Source organism: Christensenella hongkongensis, from assembly GCF_000981035.1.
Lineage (GTDB): Bacteria > Bacillota > Clostridia > Christensenellales > Christensenellaceae > Christensenella > Christensenella hongkongensis.
On the sequence record NZ_LAYJ01000112.1, the window covers coordinates 224,730 to 246,688 of the forward strand.

Annotated in this window: 17 protein-coding genes; 10 read left to right on the forward strand and 7 right to left on the reverse strand. The window is 50.0% G+C overall.

Features of this window, described 5'->3' with window-relative positions; translation table 11 throughout:
• Positions 1-37 precede the first annotated feature (37 nt).
• On the reverse strand, positions 38-1,507 hold the full coding sequence (locus CHK_RS11060) for a GH32 C-terminal domain-containing protein (protein WP_046444101.1): 1,470 nt from the start codon (positions 1,505-1,507) through the stop codon (positions 38-40).
• A 531-nt stretch (positions 1,508-2,038) separates the two neighbouring features.
• Here CHK_RS11060 and CHK_RS11065 point away from each other — a divergent pair.
• The 6 genes from CHK_RS11065 (at position 2,039) to CHK_RS11090 (ending at position 10,267) form a co-directional block, all read left to right on the forward strand.
• The gene (locus CHK_RS11065) at positions 2,039-3,259 is read left to right on the forward strand and encodes an ROK family protein (protein WP_046444102.1); all 1,221 of its coding nucleotides are present in this window, start codon (positions 2,039-2,041) and stop codon (positions 3,257-3,259) included.
• A 240-nt stretch (positions 3,260-3,499) separates the two neighbouring features.
• The gene (locus CHK_RS11070) at positions 3,500-4,510 is read left to right on the forward strand and encodes a sugar ABC transporter substrate-binding protein (protein WP_046444103.1); all 1,011 of its coding nucleotides are present in this window, start codon (positions 3,500-3,502) and stop codon (positions 4,508-4,510) included.
• Positions 4,511-4,662: 152 nt separating this feature from the next.
• Positions 4,663-6,159 carry a sugar ABC transporter ATP-binding protein gene (locus tag CHK_RS11075; RefSeq protein ID WP_046444104.1) on the forward strand — a complete coding sequence of 499 codons (1,497 nt, stop codon included), beginning with the start codon at positions 4,663-4,665 and terminating at the stop codon, positions 6,157-6,159.
• Positions 6,160-6,241: 82 nt separating this feature from the next.
• Complete coding sequence (locus tag CHK_RS11080) at positions 6,242-7,177, forward strand: ABC transporter permease (protein WP_046444305.1); 936 nt, start codon at positions 6,242-6,244, stop codon at positions 7,175-7,177.
• 63 nt (positions 7,178-7,240) lie between these two features.
• A complete protein-coding gene (gene xylB, locus CHK_RS11085) occupies positions 7,241-8,731 on the forward strand; it encodes a xylulokinase (protein WP_046444105.1) in 1,491 nt (496 codons plus the stop codon).
• A 27-nt stretch (positions 8,732-8,758) separates the two neighbouring features.
• A complete protein-coding gene (locus tag CHK_RS11090) occupies positions 8,759-10,267 on the forward strand; it encodes a glycoside hydrolase family 32 protein (RefSeq protein WP_046444106.1) in 1,509 nt (502 codons plus the stop codon).
• Between the two features lie 156 nt (positions 10,268-10,423).
• On the opposite strand, the gene CHK_RS11095 is transcribed toward CHK_RS11090, so the two are convergent.
• Both CHK_RS11095 and CHK_RS11100 read right to left on the reverse strand, forming a co-directional pair.
• Complete coding sequence (locus CHK_RS11095) at positions 10,424-11,047, reverse strand: DUF47 domain-containing protein (protein ID WP_046444107.1); 624 nt, start codon at positions 11,045-11,047, stop codon at positions 10,424-10,426.
• 34 nt (positions 11,048-11,081) lie between these two features.
• Positions 11,082-12,134, reverse strand: coding sequence for an inorganic phosphate transporter (locus tag CHK_RS11100; protein ID WP_046444108.1), 1,053 nt, complete (start codon positions 12,132-12,134; stop codon positions 11,082-11,084).
• Between the two features lie 403 nt (positions 12,135-12,537).
• On the opposite strand from CHK_RS11100, the gene CHK_RS11105 reads away from it, so the two are divergent.
• Complete coding sequence (locus CHK_RS11105; protein WP_046444109.1) at positions 12,538-13,641, forward strand: DNA alkylation repair protein; 1,104 nt, start codon at positions 12,538-12,540, stop codon at positions 13,639-13,641.
• 285 nt (positions 13,642-13,926) lie between these two features.
• Here the strand turns inward: CHK_RS11105 and CHK_RS11110 are convergent, their stop codons facing one another.
• Together CHK_RS11110 and CHK_RS11115 are read right to left on the reverse strand one after the other, a co-directional pair.
• Positions 13,927-16,347 carry a YhgE/Pip domain-containing protein gene (locus CHK_RS11110; RefSeq protein ID WP_046444110.1) on the reverse strand — a complete coding sequence of 807 codons (2,421 nt, stop codon included), beginning with the start codon at positions 16,345-16,347 and terminating at the stop codon, positions 13,927-13,929.
• 151 nt (positions 16,348-16,498) lie between these two features.
• A complete protein-coding gene (locus tag CHK_RS11115) occupies positions 16,499-17,401 on the reverse strand; it encodes a hypothetical protein (RefSeq protein WP_046444111.1) in 903 nt (300 codons plus the stop codon).
• Positions 17,402-17,672: 271 nt separating this feature from the next.
• Between CHK_RS11115 and CHK_RS11120 the strand changes: the two genes are divergently transcribed.
• Positions 17,673-18,836, forward strand: a complete 1,164-nt coding sequence (locus tag CHK_RS11120; protein WP_052740538.1) for an iron-containing alcohol dehydrogenase — start codon at positions 17,673-17,675, stop codon at positions 18,834-18,836.
• A 70-nt stretch (positions 18,837-18,906) separates the two neighbouring features.
• Here CHK_RS11120 and CHK_RS11125 read toward each other — a convergent pair whose 3' ends face one another.
• Entirely contained in the window at positions 18,907-19,461 is a 555-nt protein-coding gene (locus CHK_RS11125; RefSeq protein ID WP_046444113.1) for a TetR/AcrR family transcriptional regulator, read from the reverse strand.
• Positions 19,462-19,604: 143 nt separating this feature from the next.
• Positions 19,605-20,300 carry a C40 family peptidase gene (locus CHK_RS11130; protein WP_052740539.1) on the reverse strand — a complete coding sequence of 232 codons (696 nt, stop codon included), beginning with the start codon at positions 20,298-20,300 and terminating at the stop codon, positions 19,605-19,607.
• 276 nt (positions 20,301-20,576) lie between these two features.
• On the opposite strand from CHK_RS11130, the gene CHK_RS11135 reads away from it, so the two are divergent.
• Both CHK_RS11135 and rlmH read left to right on the forward strand, forming a co-directional pair.
• Positions 20,577-21,371, forward strand: a complete 795-nt coding sequence (locus CHK_RS11135; protein ID WP_046444114.1) for an MBL fold metallo-hydrolase — start codon at positions 20,577-20,579, stop codon at positions 21,369-21,371.
• A gap of 107 nt (positions 21,372-21,478) precedes the next feature.
• Entirely contained in the window at positions 21,479-21,955 is a 477-nt protein-coding gene (rlmH, locus tag CHK_RS11140; RefSeq protein WP_046444115.1) for a 23S rRNA (pseudouridine(1915)-N(3))-methyltransferase RlmH, read from the forward strand.
• Positions 21,956-21,959 lie beyond the last annotated feature (4 nt).

Genomic DNA, 21,959 nt, shown 5'->3' on the forward strand with positions numbered 1-21,959 from the left:
GAAACATTACTCCCTGATAAACATCCGAAAGGAGGGATTATTTTTTGATTGAGAGGTTGTGAAATTCCACGCTGCTGTCCTGCGCGAATACGCCAAGGTTGTAAGGGGCTTCTTCGTAGGCCCGGTAGGAAAATGCGATCATATCGTCCACGAAAATTTCAAAGGAATCATGCTCCAGGACAATTTTTACGTTGATGTATTCGCCGGGTTCAAAGCGAAAAGGCTTTTCACATACGCGCGGGCCGTCTGCCTCGGGGGCCGGTTGTTCCTTGCCGGAAAGGGTAGCCCAAAAAGGATCGAGCGGCGCAGGCATCTTATTGACGGAAAGCCGCTGCATTGCATAGTCAAACACAAGCAGATAGCCTTTGTCCAGGTCTTCGTCCGTTTTCAGGGTGATTCCAAAATAGTCGCCAATATCTGTGGGCAGTACGTCGCATTCAAACAAAATCCCGGTTTCCTTCGTGTCAAAATAACCGTAGGAAAGCGTGCCTGTGGATTTCAGTTCAATGGCCTTATCGCCATAAAGCCTGATATCTCCCAGTTTGGGCGTGAATCCGGTGGGGATGTGCTTCGTGTAAGCGCTGTGGAATTCCTCCGGCATGAATACGTCAAGATTCCCACCGCCCATTGGGGCGACCTCGTGGGGAATCCCAAAAACGCCGCCCCATTGCCACCAGCCGTCGTCCGTACCGCCTTCGCGGTCGTGCAGCCAGCCAAAATAAAAGCGCCTGCCTTCATCGTTCACAAGGGATTTGGCGGCGTAAAACCTGCGTCCGTCAATTCCGTCGTAAACGGGAGTACGCCACGGCCCGTAGGGCGATTTGGAATAACGGTAAAAGGTTTGGGCGCGTTCGGAAAACCGTGAATAGGACAGATACCAGAAATCATCCATTTTCCACATTTCCGGGCATTCCGGGCAGTTGGTGTGGTAAGCGTCGTAGATTGGGCCATAATGCTCAAAGGTTTTCAGGTCGGTTGATTTATAAAGTATAACGCATCCGCGCCTGTTGTCCGGACCGGCGTTGTGCCGCCCGGAGAGGATCATCCAATAGCAGTCGTCCTCTGTGTTAAAAAACACATAAGGATCGCGCCAGTCTATATTTTCGTAAAGATTTGTGTCGGGCACAATATAAGGATTGGCGGAATCTTTTGTCCAGGTGACGCTGTCTTTGCTGGTTGCATGGCATATCGTTTGGGGGGAGTCCCCGCTGATGTGGTAACCGGTATAAAAAATATGATACATTCCGTCTGCAAAGATAGCGGAGCCTGTCCAGCAGCCGTTTGCGTCAGGATCCGGCTCGTTGCCGGGAACGAGCGCGGGCGGCAATTCCTCCCAGGTTACAAGGTCTGTAGAACGGGCGTGTTGCCATGTGGTACGCACGCGCTGGGGCCAGCGTGTGGTTCCCGGCGGGCTTGTGAGATAAAATAAATGGTAAACGCCATCGTGGAAAAATGGAATTGCATCACCGGATGGCAGATTGTTTTGATTTCTGCGAAAGACTTTCATAAGAACCTCCTGTTATTGATTGCGGTTTGCCAAATGGTTGCGCGGCAAGCATTTGATAGAAACTGCTGTGCGGCGAGCCTTTACGGCGGCGCCATAAGTTAATACGCTGTAAATTGATTGCGTTTATTTGCTGCCGGATGGATCGGACCGGAAAAAGCGGCGTTTGTATAAAAAGGCCGCATATACTTTGGATTTTATATATCTATTATATGGTTGGGATTCGATTACCTGAAGAATAACATAGCCCCAAAACGATGTCAATACAATTTAGTTAATTAGGCGAATTAATTTAATGGATTAAGTAATAGAAGAAATGATGTTCGTTTGAAATTTGTTGAAAAACGCCTTTATAATGCGGAAAAAAGCAACGAAATGCTGATTTTTATTTTTGACGAAAAATATTAAAATATCAAAAAACAGCGAAATAGGCGTTGACAAACAACAAAGCCGGTGTTATGATTAAGAAAATTAATCAATTAATCCAATTTACAAATAAAAAATCTTACCACTACGACTAAAGGACGGGCTCCTATGGAAGATACAGGAAAGAACCTTGAGAGCATCCAGGAGATGAACCGAACGCTGATCCTGAAGCTGCTGCAACGCAACAGGCTGTGTTCGCGGGCGAGGCTGGCAAAGCAATCGGGTTTGAAACAAGCAACCATTACAAATATTATAAATGATTTTATATCCTGGGATATCGTAAGGGAGACCGGTTCGATAGAGGGTAAAAAAGGCCGCAGGTCGATTGGGCTTACCATAAACGACCAAAAGTTTTTTGTAGTCGGCGTAAGGCTGACACGCCGGTTTTACAGCGTTGGGTTATTCAACATTGTTGGGGATGAAATATTACTTTATAAAAAAGAACAGGTTCCCGGTACAGGACTGACGCTGCTTTTGCACAGGATCAAGAAAGATATCAAGGACTTGATTGCGGGCAATCCGGATAAGCATATCGTCGCGATTGGCGTTGCGGTGCCTGGCCCCTACTATTCAAAGGTTGGGGAAATAGAGCCGGTGGCGGATTTCCCGGGATGGGAGAGGATATCCCTCAAAGAGGAGCTGCAAAAGGGCTTTGATGTTCCGGTTGTCGTAGACCATGACGCGAATGCGGGTGTGCTGGCGGAGTGTACGCTTTCCAGTGAACCGCACGATGATGATACGATCGTTTACGTTGCGGTCGGGCAGGGCATCGGCAGCGGGATTTATCATAAAGGCGAGATCATGAAGGGCTCGCAGGGCATCGCAGGAGAAATCGGCCATACAAGCATTATGTTCAACGGTTTGCGTTGCGAATGCGGAAACAGGGGCTGCCTGACGCTTTACGCCTCCAGCATCGCTTTCCTGAATCTGGCGCTCAAGGAGCGGCAGGCGTGCGCCGATGGAGACACATCGCTCCCCATGGAATTTGATTTTGCCATGCTGGCAAAGGCGGTGCGCGAAAAGGATAAGTTTGCCTACAGAATTTTTAAAAGGGTTATGAAGTATCTGGGAGCAGGTATTACCAATATTATTTACAGCTATAATCCCAGTCTTATCATAATAGGGGACGAGGTAAGCGAAATTGGCTTGCCGGTAGTAGAGGAACTCGAGAAGCTTATCAGTAAACTGACGATAAAGAGGGTGATAAATCAACTGGAGATTCGATTAACTTCTTTTGACAAGGATCCCGCCTATTACGGCGCTGCGGCCCTTGCAATCAATCGTGCGTTTTCAATGCCTTTGCTGTTTAGCGACAGCAAAAATGCGTAGTCAATTAAAGTCAGGACGGATTTGACCGGAAGATCAAATCACAAACACAGGAAAAACTACATAATAATGCTTATCGTTTAAAAAAAGCATAACGGTCAGCATGGTTGTTATTGGCGGTTTTTTGAACCTCGCTCTGCTTTGTGTACGCTTTTTACGCGAATTTCAATTTATCGTCCACATCAGTCAAATATCTATTTGTCCGGTTAAAAGGACTAAAAAAGAAAAACGGAGGAAAAAAGAATGAAAAAAATCATGGTAATCGTATTGTGCCTCGCATTGGCGGTAGCGCTGGTGGCATGCTCTTCTACGCCTGCTGAACCGGCGGCGGAGGAAAGCACAACAGCGCCGTCGGCAGAAGCAACGGCTTCCGCTGATGCAAGCGGCGTGTCAAACGATTCCGACAAGCACTACAAATTCGGTTTCACGGAATGGGGCGCGGGAGATTTCTTTGACGCAGTATACGCTCCGATTGAAGAAGCGGTTACGGCAAATGGAGATACCATCATCCATTTGGAAGGACAGGCCGACAGCAACGCACAGCTCCAGATTGTAGAAGATTTTATCAGCCAGGGCGTTGACCTTGTATTCTTCAATCCGGTTGACTCGGAAGCGTGCAGACCGGCGGTGGAAGCGCTTGTAGAAGCGGGGATCCCGGTTGTAAACTTCGATTCCGCGGTTGTAAATATCGAACAGGTTGATACCTTCATCGCTACGGATAACTTTAAAGCGGGACAGCTGGCGGCAGAGGCACTGAAAAAGGACTTCCCGGACGGCGGGAAGGTAGCGGTACTCGACCTTCCGGTTAACACGGCTGCAACTGACCGCGCAGACGGTTTCCTCGACGGCATCAAGGATTCCAACTTTGAAGTCGTAGCACAGCTGGATGCTGGCGGAAAGCCGGAAAAGGGCCTGGAAATCACAAATGATATCCTGCAGGCCAACGATGACCTGGTTGCGATATTCGCAATCAACGACGAATCTGGTATGGGCGCGTATGCAGCAGTGGTTGCCGCGGGTGAAGACGTTGCAATCTACGGCGTAAACGGTGGCCCTGAAGCAAAGGCGGAAATTTCAAAAAATACGGTTTACCGGGCAACGGCGGCACAGTCGCCGATCAACATCGGCAAAGCCAGCGTCGAGGCCGCTTATAAAATACTAAATGGCGAAAACGTTGAGAAAGAAATCTACATCGAGCCTTTCATCATCGACAGGGATAACGTTAAGGATTACCTTGCGGAATCATGGCAATAAGGAAAAGCAAACAAATACAATGAAGTATTAGGCAGAGATTCCGGCGCGGACACCTCCGCGCCGGAATAAAAAAGATCATTGATACAACCAAAAATATTGAAATAAGAGAATAACGGGTAAGGACCGATGAAATAGAAAAACATGAGGGAGGTATGAGAATGAGCGTTTTACTGGAAATGAAAAATATATCCAAAAGCTTTCCGGGCACCAAAGCGCTTGACAAGGTGCAACTCGAGGTGCGCGGTGGAGAGGTTCACGCGCTGCTTGGAGAAAACGGCGCGGGGAAATCAACACTCATCAAAGTGCTGGGCGGCATTTATACCAAAGATGAAGGCGAAATATTGATTGAGGGAAAAAAGGTTGAAATCAAGGATATCAACTCTGCCAGGCAAAATGGAATCAGTATCATTCACCAGGAGCTGATGCTGATCCCGCACATGTCGGTAGCGGAAAATATCTATTTGGGCCAGGAACTCGACGGGAAGTTTGGAAGTGTCAGGCTATCTCAGCAGCTCAGGGAAGCGCAGGCGATACTGGACCGGTTTGGGCTTGACATAAAAGCGAACCAACAGCTTGGAGAACTCAATATTGCGGAACAGCAGATGATTGAAATCGTTCGTTCGATTTCCTTTGGAGCCCGCATCATCGTTATGGACGAGCCGACCTCTTCGCTCTCCAATAAAGAGGTCGAGGTCATGTTCGATACGGTCAGAAAATTAAAAGCACAGGGCATGGGAATCATATATATCTCACACAGGATGTCCGAGCTTGATGAAATATCGGACAGGATCACCATCATGCGCGACGGACAATATGTCGACACGGTTGTCACAAAGGATTCAACCCGCGAAAAGCTTGTTTCGCTGATGGTGGGCAGGGAATTATCCAGTTATTACACAAAGACGGATACCGCAACCGACGAAGTGATTCTGGAAGTGAAGGGGCTTTCGGACGGTATGCGCGTGAAGGACTGCAGCTTTGATTTGCGGAAGGGAGAAATCCTGGGATTTTCGGGCCTTGTGGGCGCGGGGCGCAGCGAAGCGATGAATTGCATCTTTGGCCTGCAAAAGCCGGCTGCCGGAACCATAAAGCTGGATGGGAAGGAAATTAAAATCGCAGATCCCATCGAAGCGATTGACCTTGGAATCGGTATGGTGCCGGAGGACAGGAAACAGCTGGGGCTGTTTCTGGAACAGAGCGTCAGGTTTAATATGACCATTGACGTTTTATCAGACTTCATCAAGGGCGTGGCGCTAAAGCGCGGACATGAAAAGGAACTCGCGCAGACCTATATCGATAAAATGTCTGTGAAGGTTTCCACGATGGAACAGAGCGTATCCGGACTCTCAGGGGGGAACCAGCAAAAGGTGCTGATTGCAAGGTGGCTGCTGTGTACCAAACGCATCCTGATACTCGACGAGCCCACAAGGGGCGTAGACGTGAAAACAAAGGCTGAAATCTATGAGCTGATCAATGGTTTGGCAGCCGAGGGAATGTCGATCATTATGATTTCTTCGGAATTGCCGGAGCTCATTAACATGAGCGACAGGGTGGTCGTGATGTGCCACGGTACAACGACAGGCGTGCTCCGGCGTGAAGAGCTGGATCAGGAAAAGATAATGATGCTGGCTACAACCGATGTAGCGTAACAATAGTTGGAGGTATAGAAAAGTGAAGGCTCAGGTAACTTTGGAAAAAAGAAACGGACTTTCGGGTTTTGGGCATACGTTTATGACAGGACTCAAAAGCAAAATAGGTATTCTCATCGGGCTGGCTGCGCTGTGCGTGGTGCTGGCGATCCTGACGGATTCGTTTGCCACGTCGCGCAACATTCTGAGCGTACTGCGTCAGATGTCCACAAACGTATTTCTTGCATGCGGCATGACAATGGTCATCATCCTGGGATGTATTGATTTATCGGTTGGTTCCGTTATTGCGGTGTCGGCCTGCCTGTGCGCAGGCTTTATCACCAACAACGGCATGGCTTCGATTGTGGCGATACCCCTTGCAATGGGCTGCGGGACGCTGATCGGCGTGTTTAACGGCTTTGTAGTGTCGCGAACCACAATTCCCTCTTTCATCGTGACGCTTGCCACTATGAATATTGGCCGTGGCTTCGTAAAGGTATATACGCAGAATAAAACGATCATGGTAAACGACGATTTATTTGGATTTATCGGAACAGGGTACTTCGGTGCGATTCCCGCACCTGTCGTATTTATGATCATCATCATCGCAATCACCGGGCTGCTGCTGGCATATTCGAAATTTGGCCGCCACATCTATGCGGTGGGCGATAACAAACAGGCGGCGACTTATGCCGGCATCAATGCCAAAAAGGTGACGTTCGTCGTCTTTATCCTCGCTGCGTTGTTTGCATCGTTTGCCGGAATTATCAGCGCGTCGCGGACCTTTTCCGGACAGTTCAGCGTGGGAGACGGAGCAGAAATGGACGCCATTGCCGCGGTTATACTGGGAGGCACCAGCATGAGCGGCGGCGTAGGCACCATATCGGGTACCATCATCGGCTGCCTCATCATAGCGATCCTGAGCAACGGAATGAATTTATTGGCCATTGATTCGTCCATGCAGGACATTGTGAAGGGTATCGTAATACTGATTGCCGTTACCATCGATTTTCTGAAAAAACGAAATGAAAAATTCTAAGCTGCCGACAAAACGAAGTAAACACTTGAGGAGGGGCGGGACTGTCCGCCGCAGAGGAATAGTATGTCGATTTTATTGGGAATAGATATCGGTACGTCAAGCACAAAGGCTTTGCTGCTGGACAGCGAAAACGGCGTAATTGACGTAGCTTCACAGGGCTATGAGGTGATTGTGCCGCAAATGGGGTATGCGGAGCAGAACCCCGGAAAATGGTGGAACGCTGTCTGCGATACATTGGGAAAGCTGAAGTCTGACCACCAGGCTGCGTTTGAAAAAATTGCGGCGGTTGGGCTGTCGGGGCAGATGCACGGCCTTGTCGCCGTGAATGCGAACGGCAAGCCCGTACGTCCGGCGATTATATGGCTGGACCAGCGCTCAAACAGACAGGTGGAGGAAATCAAAAAGCTGCTGTCTGAGGATGAGATCAAGAGGATCGCGCATAACGATCCATACACCGGCTTTGCCTTCCCGTCGCTTATGTGGATCAGGGAAAACGAACCGGAGCATTACAGGCAGATCGATAAGGTACTGATGCCCAAGGATTATATCAGGTACAGGATGACAGGGGCATATGGGGCGGATGCGTCTGATGCGTCGTCCACAACCTGCTTTGACGTCAGGGCAAGAGGCTGGAGCGAAGAATTTATTTGCAGGACAGGTCTTGACAGGGATTTTTTCCCTGATTGCCACGAATCGACTGAAATTGCAGGTGAGGTATCGCCGGAATGTGAGAGGCAAACAGGGCTTCGCGCAGGGATCCCGGTCATCTTTGGCGGCGGAGACCAGCAGTGCCAGTGCATTGGAAACGGCGCGTATCAGGAAGGCGTCGTGGTGTCCAACATCGGCACGGGCGGGGAGATCGCATCCTACATAGCGGAGGATATATATGATCCGAAGCTCAGGACGCACACCTTCTGCCACGCGATCAACAAAGCGTTTATTATCTATGGCGCAACCCTGTGCAGCGGCATGTCGCTGCGGTGGCTCAAGGACAATATCCTGAAAAAGCAATCCTTCGAGGAATTGAGCGACATGGCGGCCCAGATTCCTGCGGGCAGTGAAGGGATCGTGTTTCTTCCGCACCTGACAGGGGAAAGAACACCCTATATGAATCCAAAATCCAAAGGGATTTTCTTTGGGCTCCAGCTGATCCATGACGACAGGCATTTTGCCCGCGCCGTAATGGAAGGGGTTGCCTTCGGACTCAAGGGAACGCTCGATATTTTCGACGAACTGGGAATTGGCGTTGAACGTATCATCGCGTCAGGAGGAGCGGCTACAAGCCCTGTATGGCTGCAAATCCAGGCGGATATCTTTGGAAAAGAGATCGTCGTTTCACAGGTTAAGGAGCAGGCGTGCCTCGGCGCAGGAATACTGGCTGCGCTTGGCACGGGTATATTCCGTACGGCACAGGACAGCAGCCACCTGATTGCATTTGATAAGACTGTGTACGAACCGTCTGCAAAAACGAAGAACGTTTATGACGAAGCATATCAACTGTTTGTTGATCTATATGAAAATAATAAAGATTTGTTCGAAAGGACAAACATATAAAATAATAAAAAGTAAGGAGATTTCATTATGTCTAACATTTATCGCCGTTCAGGCCCGAAGAACCCGCCTTGCAGTGATCCGATGCCTTTGTTTTTTGACGGGGAATATCATGTGATACACTTAAGCCCGCCGTGGGACTCCCTGGGAGAAATTGTACCCGAAATCAGGAGCAAGGATACACAACGCCATATTTCCAGCAAAGATATGGTGCATTGGACGGTGCATGAGCCGGCGCTCTATCCCGGTGAACCGGGACAGATGGATGAGGATGGGTGCTGGACCGGAAGCCTCGTACGCAAACGGGACGACGGAATGTTCTATCTGTTTTTTACGTCGTTTGACCATGACGCGGAAAATCCGCAGAAGATAAGCCTTGCAACGAGCGAAGACGGATATCATTATACAAAGCGTCCGGACTTCCCGACCTTGCGTCCGGATCCCTATCTGGAGCAGATCGATTATCGCGATTCCTACGTGTTCTGGAATGAAGACGAACAGGTGTATTGGATGGTGCTGGCCGCCAGATATAAGGATGGCGGGCCGTTCCACAGGAAAGGCGTTATTACCTACCGCACGTCATCCGATCTGTGGAACTGGAGCGAGGATCATGTTTTATATTCGCCCTGGTATATGGTTTGCCCGGAATGCCCGGAGATGTTTAAGATGGGCGATTGGTGGTATTTGGTATATTCCCACTTTGACCAGAACGCCAAAACGACATACCGTATTTCAAAGAGCTGCCATGGGCCGTGGCGCACGCCGCGTCTCCCGGGCTTTGACGGAAGGCGTTTTTATGCGGCGAAATCGCTTACAGACGGCAAACGCCGTTTTCAGTGGGGGAATATCTATGAACGCGAAACGCTGACCAATGAGGGAAGATGGACCTACGCGGGCGATATGGCAATGCCGCACGAGCTGTTGCAGCAGGAGGACGGCACACTTGTCGTATGCGTGCCCCATGAAATCGTGGATTCGTTTGGGAAACCCGTGCCAAAGCAGTTCAAGCCGATGATGGGCGACTGGAAAGAGGAAAAAGATTCCCTCAGGGTGGAATCCACATCCACCTTTGCATACGGCTTCTTTGAAGAACAAAGCAAAGATGCGGTAATGCTGCATGCGAAGCTGAATCTGGAAGACGGATACGGCGCGTTTGGCCTGCTGCTTAAAAGCACGGAAGGCCTGTCGCCTTCATGGGAGCTGATTTTCGAACCCGCGCGTTCCAGGGTGAGCATCACCCGTTACCCGGTTGCGCTTGATCCTTTCTGGGAAACACTGAATCCGGAAATAGACGACGCGCCGATGGAGGTCGACGGCCCAAGAACCATAGAACGCCCCCTGAAGATTGAAAACGGCAGGGAGATCGACGTCAAGGCGTTTGTGGACGGTTCCTTTGTGGAATGCTTTGTAAACGACGAGCTTGCGCTTTCCTACCGCATCTACGATCCGACGGGAGGAGTGCCCTTCCATAAATTTGGACTGTTCGTTGAAGACGGCACACTGAACGTAACAAACATTAAACTGAACGAGGAAGTCTGAAATAAAAGCCATTCTCCCTGTCAAAAAGGGGAAGGCAAAAGCAGCTGACAATTCATTTTGATTCCGACACGAAAAAGATCCGCGTATCAAAACGCAGATCTTTTTTGTATTTCGTCAGGATAGCCGGATCGTGCAAAGCCTGTAGAACTTGCACGGTCAGGTGTTTTTCATGATTACGCTTTCAAGCGTATTTGCAACGTCTTCGCACGCGTCGCAGCAATTTTCAAGATAGTCGAAGGTTTTGGACCAGGCTATGATTTCGAGGGGATCTTTTGAGGTCACGTGCAGATTGCGCATCGCTTTGGTGTATAGCTGGTCGCCTTCGCCTTCCAGGCGGTTGAGTTCAATAATATACTCCATAAGGAGGGCGGGTTTTTTGAAATTATGGAATTCCTGCATGGCCTTTTTCATTGTGCTGCAGCAGTTCATGATAATATCCATGAACTCGAGTGCGTCAGGACGAATGGCCTGAATATTAAAGGTGTATATTTTTACAATCACGTCCTCCACGGCGTCCGTTACGTCGTCAATCCGCTCGGCAAGCTCTGTGATGTCTTCGCGCTCGATCGGGGGGAGAAATTCATGCGTCAGAACCTTCATCATATGATGCTTGGTGTCGTCCGCGCTGTGCTCGATATCATGCAGCGCGTTCATGGATTCGGCAACTGTTTCAGGATTAAAATCGCGCAGCGTACGATTCAAAATTTCCGCGCCGTCGCAGGAATAGCCCACGAGCTTTACAAATTCGTCAAAATAGTTGTAAGCGTTTTTTCGTGCCATAATAGATTCCTTTCAAATTTGAGACCGGCAAGGTTCAGAAGATTCCCATGAAGAGCAACGCCATTAAAAAACCTATGACGCCGCAGCCGGGGAAGGTAAGTATCCATGCCATAAACATATCCTTCACAACGCCCCAGTGAACGGAGGAAACGCGCCGTGCCGCGCCTACGCCCATGATGGCAGTGGTTTTCGTGTGCGTCGTACTGACCGGGAGCCCCGTAAGGGAAGAGATCAGCAGGCAGGTGGTGGCGGATACGTCGGCTGAAAAACCCTGATAGCCTTTGAGATGGACCATATCCATCCCAACCGCCTTAATGATGCGGTAGCCGCCGATCGAGGTCCCGAGGGCCATGACGACGGAGCACAGGATCATCAGCCAGATCGGTATTTCAAAGGACGTCACATTAGCCTGCCCTTTGGCAAGAAAGATGCCAAGAAGGAACACGCCCATAAATTTTTGCCCGTCCTGCGCGCCGTGCATAAACGACATAGCTGCAGCACCGCCGATCTGCCCATAATGGAAAAATTTTGTGGTTTTGCGGCGGTCAATATCCCGTGCGGCAAACGCCGTGATTTTTGCGGATACCCAGCCCAGTCCAAACCCAAGGCCGGTGGAAAGCGCAAGGCCATACAATACCTTTACCCATTCCGCGCCGTTGATGCCGCCAAGGCCGCCGTGCATTGCGATCGCAGCACCGGAAAGCCCGGCAATGAGCGCATGGCTTTCGCTGGTGGGAATCCCAAAGCGCCATGCCACGGTAGCCCATGTAACGATGGCTACCATTGCGGCGCACAGCGCGACCAGAGCTTCGTGTGAGTTCCCGCCAAAATCGACCATGCTATAAATGGTGTAGGCGACGGTGGCGTTTACCATGGTCATAAGCAGCACGCCGAGAAAGTTGAACACTGCGGCCATCAGGATCGCGGGCTTGGGCTTTAGGGCGCGTGTGGAAACGCAGGTTGCAATCGCGTTTGGCGCATCTGTCCAGCCGTTCACCAGAATAACCCCAAGTGTCAGGATGACGGTGATGAGCAGCGCGGGATTGGAGCCGAGCTGGGATATAAAATCCGGTAATGAAATTGTCATAATAATTCCCCCGTCAAAAAAATGATCATAACGATATTTCTACCTTTATAAACAGAAAAAGCAGTGACATACCACTTTTCATAAAAGATTCCCAAATACAGGATAAACCAAAAAGGGAAATAATGAAAGAGGTTGTGAAACGATATTGAAAAGATTTCCGGGATGCACCGCGGCCGGAGTTTGCTTTGTCTTTCAGGCCAAGCCGCTGTATCATAATAACCTGTCGTTTGGTTTCGCATATGGGGACTGAAAATATGACGTTAGCTGTCGGATAGAATGTGCTATGATAAATACAGATCAACTTGTGGCGTAAAAACATGTTTGGCTGTCAGGACGGCATCCCCTGTCGTAAGAGTTGATGTGAACGTTCGTGGCGAAATGCCATTTGAAAAGAGGAAGCAATATGGCAGAATTACTGAAAAACAGATATAATGATCGGTCGATTCGAGAGCTGGCTCTGCGGATGAAAGCCGTATATCAACCGTTTCGGGTTGATGATTTTGTGGACGGCATTATGGACGAAACATGGGATGGGTTAGCGCTGAAAGCCCGAATGCGGCGAATTACTGTCAATTTGGGAAAGCATTTGCCAAACGATTATGAACAGGCGCTTGGCATCATTGATAAGGTCGTTGCGGGTTATCCTGCGGGGTTTAACGACTTTACATTAATGTACTTCCCGGATTTTGTTGAAGTTTACGGGCAGGACGAATGCTTTTGGGATTTGTCGATGGCGGCTTTGGAGCGGTATACCCCATCCTCTTCTTCCGAGTTTGCCGTTAGGCCCTTTATCATCAATCACGAGGAGCGTATGATGCGGCAGATGTCCGCGTGGGCCGGTCATGCCAATGAGCATGTCAGGCGGCTCGCCAGCGAGGGGTGCCGTCCCAGTCTGCCGTGGGGGCAAGCGTTGGACAGCTTCAAAAAAGATCCTTCCCCGGTTCTTTGCATCTTAGAACAGCTGAAGGCAGATCCATCGCCGTATGTCCGGAAAAGCGTGGCCAACAATCTGAACGACATCTCAAAAACACAGCCTGATCTTGTTGCACAGACCGCAAAGGCTTGGTATGGCAAAGACAGGCATACCGATTGGATTGTGAAGCACGGATGCAGGACGCTTCTCAAAAAAGGAAACAGGGATGTGCTGGGTATCTTTGGGTTTGCAGGCGCCGGTTGTGTGAAGGTTGAAGGCCTCGCGCTTGGCGCCGCAGCTGTTTCCATTGGGGAAGATATGACCTTTTCCTTTATGGTTGAAGCGAAAAAAGAGGCCAAGGTACGGCTCGAATATGGTATTGATTATGTGAAAGCAAGCGGCAAACGAAATCGCAGGATATTCCAGATATCTGAGTTTTCCTTCAAGGAAAACGGGAAGAGGCTGTACACAAAAAAACATTCCTTTGCCGACGTAAGTTCAAGGAAGCATTATCCCGGCATCCATTCGATTACGCTTATCGCAAACGGCACGGAGCAGGATACGCTTGATTTTGAAGTTCTGGCTGCAAAATAGTATGCTTTCAGGCGGGCGTGGCTGTTTTTGGTGGCGCTTCAACTTTATGATTTGCCTTACAGGCCAAATTGATAAATAATAGATGCAATACCACCCATAAGGGCCTGGCCGAATAAGAAACCGGGCCGGAATGAAATTTTCTGGTCTTGTGGGCTTGCCGCCTTTTTTTATGCGCTATTTGATGTTTACATGACAAACCCCGATTTTCATTGCTGAAAATCGGGGTTTCTTTACAGGCTGATAGGGAGCGGGGGTTCCAAACTGACTGCATACATGAAAGAAGCGTTATGCCAGCTTCATTTGCTCAACTTTATCCTGAAGCTTTTCCCCGCGCTTTTTGAAGATGATGGATAGTGCGAGGAAGCTTCCGAGGAAGATCGCAAGTATACCGATACATTGCCAGATCAGGGCGATATCAGAGCCGGAGATCGCTTCACGTAAGGCCGTAACGCAATAGGTAAACGGCATAAACGGATTGAGCACCTTAAAGAAATTCGGAACAAGCTCGAGCGGGAAGGTGCCTGCGTCCGCGGTAAGCTGAAGGATCAGCAGAACGATGGCGATGAGCCGCCCCGCGTCCCCAAGTAGTGAAATCAGCGCCTGAACGATCGCGATCGACGTGAGAGACATCACTATGATCGTAAAGAAATAGAGCGCGGGATTGTTTGGCGTCAAACCAAGCGTTAAGACCACTGCACCTACCATGATCGCCTGAAGTACGCCGATGAACGCATACGAAAGATATTTGCCGATCACTGACTGCACGCTGCCCGCCTGATAGCGCGGATCGGTACGGGGAGAGATAATGAAAAACATCAGGATTGCGCCCACCCACAGGGAAAGAGGTATAAAGTAAGGCGCAAAACCAGTGCCATAATCCGGAACGGGATTGACCGGCTGGTTTGAAATCGAGACGGGCTCGCTGATGTACTCTGCCATCGATTCGCTTGAGTTTACAAGGTTACCGTCGATATAGCTTACGCCGTCTGCAAGCTTTGTCGAAAGCTCGGCGGAGCCATCGTTTAATTTGGTAACGCCGTCGGTCAGCTGTGGAAGCTGGGACTGCAGCGAATCCATGCCGTTTTTCAGTTCCGAAGAACCGCTCGTAAGCTGCGAAATACCGTTTGCTGCCTGGTTTATACCGCTGTTTAATGCGTTGCTGCCGGTAGCAAGCTGCGAAACGCCGTTTGCAAGCGCGGGCGTTTTTTCAGATAATTCGGTTGCACCGGAGTCCAGTTGATGAGCGCCTTCTGACAGCGTGTTGATGCCTTCTGAAAGGGCGGGCAGCTTTCCGTCTAATTCGCCGATGCCGCTCGCAAGTTGGTCTGCGCCGGGCTTCAGCTGTGTATTGATCGCATCCGCGGCGGTATCAATACCGTTTGTAAGCTGGTCGACGCCTGCGGCAAACGCAGGAGAGCCATCCGGCATTACCGTATTGGAGGGATCAAGGGTATATTGCAATGCGCCAAGCCCGGTTTCGATGCTGCCAACACCGCCTTTTGCACTCTGCAGCCCGTTATTCAGGTCGGCAAGGTTGCTGTGGTAGGAGGATTGCAGGGCGTCAAGCGCACCTTTTAGCTGGTCGGGCGTAGCCGAACCGGAATCGATGAGTGCTTTGATATCTGTGACCGCATCGTCAAAGTCTGTGGTGGACGATGTGGCGGATATGAGCGCGTCAAGGCCGGAGGATACGCCTGCCGCGCCTTGTGCAAGCGCATCGGCAGAGTCCCTGAGCTTTGCAGTGCCGGATTTTACCGCCGCAGCACCGCCGGACAGCTCGGAGGTGCGGTCGGATAATTCTGTGATTCCCCCTGAAAGAGACTGCGCCCCTTCGTAAAGCTGATTGACTCCGGATGCAAGTTCACTGCTTTTGGCCTCAAGCGAGTCGATACCGCCGGATAGCCTGCCCGCGCCCTCGCTTAGCTGGTTTGCTCCCTGCGTAAGCGCGGGAACCTGGCTATTAAGCTCCGCGAGGCCGCCGGAAAGCTGGGCGCTGCCGCTTTTCAGGGCGGGAACATTCGAATTCAGTTGGGTAAGCCCTGTGTTGAGCGTGGAGGAACCGTCCGTGAGTTTGCTTGCTCCGTCCGTGAGGTCGGGCAGTTTTCCATAAAGCAGGCCGATACCGTCATGCAGCTCGGCAGCGCCGTCTTCTGCCTGCGAAAGCCCGTCCTTAGCGTCGTAAAGCCCGTCAAAAGCAGCCAGCGTATATTCTTTCGTAACAGAAGAAGAAACCTGGTCCTTCAGTTGGACCTCGACATTTCCACTGATTTGCGAGGCAAGAAAATTTTTGGCCTGATTCGAGGTATAGATAATATCCGCCACCGTAGGCTCGCCCGTTTTTGCATTGACAATCTTTTGGGAAAAATCTTCCGGAATTGTGAACATGGAGTAGTACTCCGTGTTCTGGAAGCCGTCCTTGAGGTCGTCCTGTGTGATAAAAGACCATTTGACTTCGTTGTTGCCGCGCAGGTCGTCCACCACATTGTCCCCATAATTGACCGGCTTTCCGTCAAGCGTCGCGCCTTCGTCGAGGTTTAGCACGGCTACAGGCAGTTGATCCAGCCTGCCGTAAGGATTCCAGAATGCGGCGAGATAGCAAAGGCTGTAAAGCATAGGCACAATCAGGATGGCAATCACCGAGACGCGTATCAGCCTGTTTGTGAAAATACTGGAGATATCGTTTCCTGCTATTTTTGCAAATTTCAAATGTAACACTCCTTCGTTGAATTATTTATACTGACTGGTCAGTATAAATAATATTGCTTTTGGACTTATTTGTCAACACATTGCACGCAAAAAAACCAACAGTTTACCTGTTGGTTATAATTTTAATGTTTTTTAGTGTCCAAAAAGGAATTCAGGAAACGGCTATGGTAATCAGGCCCAACGCAACCGTAAGGAGTGAGATCGTAGTGGCCGGCGGATCGAAATGTGTGTCGCAACGGGTGTTAAAGAGGTTGCAAAACAGGCTTCCAAGCACTGCTGCGAGCGCGCCGAAAAGCGTACCAAGTAATGCGCCGCCAACCGGGCCAAGCAGGGAAATGCCAAGAACAGCCGCAAGCGCAGCGCAGAATGTGATGTGGTGCGTTGCGGGTACGGCAAAGCCCATCTGGGTAAAAAGAAGCGTAACGGCAGAAAACCCAAAGCAGATAACAGGATAAACAGAGAGAAACGTATCGCCCGCTCCGGCGCCCGAAAGGGCGCTGCCGACAAACGCCACCGCTGTTCCAACGCCGCCGCCGAGGAGCACGTCATAAAGAATGTCGTTTCCGCACAGCAGCCATACTCTTTTGTCAGGCCCGGTGCATTCTCCGGTAAGGCCGCTTGAGCCAAAAAGCAGGCGCGTGATAACCGCCAGAATCACCACGGTGATTGACGGAAGGTCAGGCAAAGCGGCAAAGGGAATGATTCCGATCAAATAATGGATCAGAAAGCCGAGCATGCCAAATATCCCGCCGACGAGTAGCACGGCAGGGGATTTCAACTGGTTGAGCGCAATAAAGATATCGGAACCGGATTTGATCCGCTTTGTCTTTCCGGCAAAGCCTGCCGCCGCAACGCCGCCTGCAAATGCGACGTGCGGGCCGAGAAAGGCGCCGAATGCAAGAAACCCGATTGTGAGGTCTGCCGGAGCGCCGGACGCGGTCGCAATCCCGCCAATCAGGGCGATAACGCCTGTCATAATAAAAGCGGGAATCGCGCCAATGAACGCGCCGATAAGGCCTCCGCCAAACGCCCCGATGAGTGCCAGAATGTCCATGGATTGAAATCCTCTTTCTTCGGTGTCCAAGCTGTGATGCGACGTTTGATCATTCTATTTTATTATATAAAAACCAATGGTAATATGATAATACCATTCATGGTAGAAATGCCTTAATATGCTAAGGTAACCGGTTACATTAAGAGATTTTGAGGATTGGTTTCCCAAAATCGTTTTTTATGGGCCTATACGGCTTTTTCAATCAAAAGATACCGATGATATAATAAAAACGCATGGAATAATGCAATTAAGGGTAGATAGGAGATTGGAAATGGATACAAAAATATTTAAGCATTTTACAACAGTGGAATTCGGCGTGGGAGCGGCGGAAACCATTGGCGACAAGGTAAAGGAATTCGGAGGCACAAAAGCGCTGCTCGTGACAGATCCGGGTTTGATCTCCACGGGGATGATCGATACGATTGAAAAATACCTGCAGGACGCGCAGATTCCGGTGGTGCGTTTTGCCGACATCAAAGGAAACCCGGTGGTTGGGTGTATTGAGCAGGGCGTGAAAGTCATGAAGGACAACGGCTGCGATATTACGATTGCAATCGGTGGGGGAAGCTCGATGGACGTTGCCAAGGCAATCAATATCGTTGAGGCAAACGGCGGAAATATACTGGATTACGAGGTGACGCGCGAGGGCCAGAAAAACCCTTTGAAGAAGAGGAAAAAACCGTTGATCGCCATACCGACGACATCAGGGACGGGCAGCGAGGTGACGATCTGGTCTGTACTTACAGATCCTGCGCGTAATATGAAAGCTTCCTTTGGACATCCGTGGTATGCGCCCGACCTGGCTTTGGCTGATCCGGTGCTGACGGCTTCGGTTCCCGCCGGCCTTACGGCGGCTACCGGTATGGACGCGCTTACCCATGCCATTGAAGCCTACACATCGATTGCGCCTATGCCGCAGACAGACGCGCTGGCATTGCACGCGATTGAGCTTATTTCACAGAATTTGCGGCAGGCGGTTGCAAATGGAAAAAATATACCGGCACGTGAGGGAATGCTGATGGGCAGCCTGATGGCGGGCATGGCATTTAATAGTTCGCCCGTTGGATGCGTGCATGCAATGGCACACACACTGGGCGGCGCTTACGATACTCCGCACGGCGTTGCAAACGCGATTATGCTGCCATATGTAATGGAATATAACATCACAGCCTGTCCCGAACGTTTTGCGGACGTTGCAGTTGCAATGGGAGAGGTTGGCGACGGACTGAGCGTCATTGAAGTCGCGGATAAATCCATTGCGGCGGTCAAGCGTATGTCAAGCGATGTTGGGATTCCAAGGCTGCGCGAGGTCGGCTGCAAAAAGGAGGATATTCCAAAGCTTGCGGAGCTTGCGTTTAACGATATGAACCACAATGGAAATCCGAAGCCGATGACAGTGGATAAGATGATAGAAATTTATAACGAAGCTTATTAAAAGCAGCTTTGATCCGAAAACTGTTTGGAAAATAAAAAACGGGAACGCCTTGGTGTTCCCGTTTTTTTGCTTACAGAATACCGCGCAGGTAATTTTGCATCAGGATATCCGGCATATCCTTCTGCGGAGAATGATCCAGCGCTCCGTATACCGCAGCGGAAATGAGCGTGCCAAGGAAGCCGAGCACTGCCGCATCTGTTTCGGCCTGGCTTTTTGGCGCGCCTTCCAGCTCTGCAATACAGGACTGAATCAGCAGAGTGTATTCGCTTAACTTGCTTCGCAGGATTTGCTGCCGTTCCTCCTGTCCGAAAAGCTGGCTTAAGATTACCTTGATAAAGTTCTCGTTTTTATGGACGACCTTAAGCTGCGACTGGCACAGGGCCTTTAGCTTTTCTGCGGGGGCGAGGGGCCGCGACAGGACACGCTGCGCATCCTTGATCATATAGGAAAGCCCCTCCTGCATAACAAACAGAAAAAGCTCCTCTTTGCTTTTGAAATGATAATAAAGAGTTCCTTTGGCAACTCCGGCCCGCACTGCAATTTCATCCATTGCCGCGCCGGTGTAGCCAGACTGCGAAAACACATCGACAGACGCGTTGTAGATTGCTTCCTTGGTTTTATTCATGGCTTTGCCCCTTTGAAATTGGATTGACCAGTCAGTATAATTACTTATAAACCAGAAATGGAAAAATAGCAAGCGGTTTTTTTGGAAGGATCAAAATTTAAATACAAAAAAAGAGAGGAAATCCTCTCTTTGCTATTTGCCGTTTAATATGGGCGGGCATACATGGCAACCTGCCATTTGCCGCCGTTTTCACCCCACAAATCGTTTACCACGACTTGCCCTTTTGATGAACTCGCCTCCACGACTTTGCCGTCCCCAAGATAAATACCTACATGGTGGATTTCATCGTATCGTCCGCAGTCGCAGCCCGCCTTACTCCAAAACACGAGGTCTCCCTCCTGTAAATCCCCGCGCGCGATGGTGTAACCGTTTTGCGCGCAATATTGGGCCTGCTCTGCCGCCGTGCCCGGAAGCGTAACGCCTGCCTGCCCGTATGACCACTGCGTAAAAGAACTGCAGTCAACATAATTTCCAGTTCCGCGCCTGGCCTGCGAATATGGATCGCCAACGCGGGTAAGGGCAGCCTGCGCCGCAGTCTGGCCGACCGGCCCGGCAGTGGAGAAATTACCAAACGGGCCCGAAATAGCAGTGGTTTGCGTGCCGCCTGCAAAGAGGCCTGCAAGGGAAGACAACAGCGAAGAAGAACTTCCCCCGTTGCTCCGCTTGTTATCGCTATCGCTTTCCGAAAAATCCGCAAGGGATGCAAGCGAGGAATCCATACTTTGCGCGAGTAACTGCGCAAAAAGAAGGCGCTGCGAATCGCTTATGGAAGCCGCGCTTTGATTCCCGGAGGCAGCCGCACAGCTGCATGTTTTCTGCACATTGTTTACCGTATCCATATAAGAACCCCAAATCAATTACAGCGATTCAGCGTAAAGCAGGTTATGCCATACATACGATCAATCGCTTGGATTTGCAATTTATATCAAAAGCCTGTAATCAGCCTTTTGATAAATCGCTATAAAAATTACTGTTATTATAGCGGAAAAAGAGAGCGGTTGCAATGAGCAAACAGTAATTTCGGGACAAAGGGGATGAAAAATAAATTTGATTGAAAAAAAACACAAAAGGGTATACAATACTATGTGTTACATGGTAATGGAAAGGCACAATATATGGAGCTTAAAATATCCCCACTGTTCAGCGGATCAAAGGGAAATTGCATTTATATCGGAACGGAAACGTCCAAGGTGCTTGTAGACGCTGGGTATTCCTGTACGAAAATAGCAAACGAGCTGAAAAAGGTCGATACGCACATGGAGGACATTGACGGTATTTTGATTACGCATGAACACAGCGACCACATTGCTGGCGTTGGGGTGATTTCGCGCAAGTACGATATTCCCGTTTACGCAAACGAGCAGACGTGGTGTGAGATGGAAAAGCGTCTGGGCGAGGTGCAAAGCAAAAATATACGCGTCATCGACGAGCAGGATTTTTATGTAAAGGATTTGTGTGTGCAGCCGTATGAAATATCGCACGATGCGGTGCGTCCGTTTGGTTACAGCGTAACGGCGGGGGGCAAGAAGGTCAGCATTATGACTGACCTTGGCAGAGTGACGGAAAAGATATTGGCGCAGGTGGCGGGTTCTTCCATCGTTTTACTGGAATCCAACCACGATGTGGAGATGCTCAAATGCGGTCCGTATCCTTACTATTTAAAACGCAGAATTCTTTCCACGCATGGGCATCTTTCCAACGACGACGCGGCGAAAACGGCTTACCAGCTGGCTGCGGCGGGCGTAAGGGGCATATTGCTCGGGCATTTATCAGAAAAGAATAATTTTTATGAACTGGCTTATGAGACGGTGTGCAGCTTCCTGCAACAAAACGGTGTGACAATCGGAAAGCACGTGGCCGTCGCGATGGCAAAGCGCGAAGGGGTTACGGGAATTTATGCGGCGACCTGAACCCGGAATAAAACAGTTGATTTGGAAAACTTCGGAGGGGTATCCGGAGTTTTTTTATAGGCTGCCACGCTTTTGGGAAAAAGCATGGTTTTCAGAAAGGGATGACAATGGTCAAAATCAAAATTGTTTGCGTAGGGAAACTGAAAGAGGATTTTTATCTGAAAGCGCAGGCCGAGTATGTCAAAATGCTCGGACGTTTTTGCGATATTACAGTGGAGGAACTACCGGACGAACCGCTCTCGAATGTAAGGGGAGAGAAAGCGGAATTGGCGGTGAAGGAAGCGGAGGGAAAGCGGATCCTTTCCAAATGCGAAGGATTTGTAATCGCGTGCGACGTTGCGGCGAAGCAGCTTTCATCAGAGGAATTTGCACAGAAAACAGACGCGCTTATGACGGACGGAAACAGTACGCTTTGCTTTGTAATCGGCGGATCGCTCGGGCTTTCGCAGGAGGTGCTGTCGCGTGCGGATATGCGGCTCTCCGTTTCGAAAATGACGCTGCCGCACAGGCTTTTCCGCATTGTTCTTTTGGAACAGGTTTTCCGCGCGTTCAAGATCATAAATCACGAGACATATCACAAATAACTGT

Coding starts and splice junctions, on each gene's coding strand:
- xylB (WP_046444105.1), top strand. CDS start 7,241: ATGTCGATTTTATTGGGAATAGATATCGGTACGTCAAGCACAAAGGCT.
- CHK_RS11105 (WP_046444109.1), top strand. CDS start 12,538: ATGGCAGAATTACTGAAAAACAGATATAATGATCGGTCGATTCGAGAG.
- CHK_RS11075 (WP_046444104.1), top strand. CDS start 4,663: ATGAGAATGAGCGTTTTACTGGAAATGAAAAATATATCCAAAAGCTTT.
- CHK_RS11115 (WP_046444111.1), bottom strand. CDS start 17,401: ATGGACATTCTGGCACTCATCGGGGCGTTTGGCGGAGGCCTTATCGGC.
- CHK_RS11080 (WP_046444305.1), top strand. CDS start 6,242: ATGACAGGACTCAAAAGCAAAATAGGTATTCTCATCGGGCTGGCTGCG.
- CHK_RS11070 (WP_046444103.1), top strand. CDS start 3,500: ATGAAAAAAATCATGGTAATCGTATTGTGCCTCGCATTGGCGGTAGCG.
- CHK_RS11125 (WP_046444113.1), bottom strand. CDS start 19,461: ATGAATAAAACCAAGGAAGCAATCTACAACGCGTCTGTCGATGTGTTT.
- CHK_RS11095 (WP_046444107.1), bottom strand. CDS start 11,047: ATGGCACGAAAAAACGCTTACAACTATTTTGACGAATTTGTAAAGCTC.
- CHK_RS11100 (WP_046444108.1), bottom strand. CDS start 12,134: ATGACAATTTCATTACCGGATTTTATATCCCAGCTCGGCTCCAATCCC.
- CHK_RS11120 (WP_052740538.1), top strand. CDS start 17,673: ATGGATACAAAAATATTTAAGCATTTTACAACAGTGGAATTCGGCGTG.
- CHK_RS11090 (WP_046444106.1), top strand. CDS start 8,759: ATGTCTAACATTTATCGCCGTTCAGGCCCGAAGAACCCGCCTTGCAGT.
- CHK_RS11130 (WP_052740539.1), bottom strand. CDS start 20,300: ATGGATACGGTAAACAATGTGCAGAAAACATGCAGCTGTGCGGCTGCC.
- rlmH (WP_046444115.1), top strand. CDS start 21,479: ATGGTCAAAATCAAAATTGTTTGCGTAGGGAAACTGAAAGAGGATTTT.
- CHK_RS11065 (WP_046444102.1), top strand. CDS start 2,039: ATGGAAGATACAGGAAAGAACCTTGAGAGCATCCAGGAGATGAACCGA.
- CHK_RS11135 (WP_046444114.1), top strand. CDS start 20,577: ATGGAGCTTAAAATATCCCCACTGTTCAGCGGATCAAAGGGAAATTGC.
- CHK_RS11060 (WP_046444101.1), bottom strand. CDS start 1,507: ATGAAAGTCTTTCGCAGAAATCAAAACAATCTGCCATCCGGTGATGCA.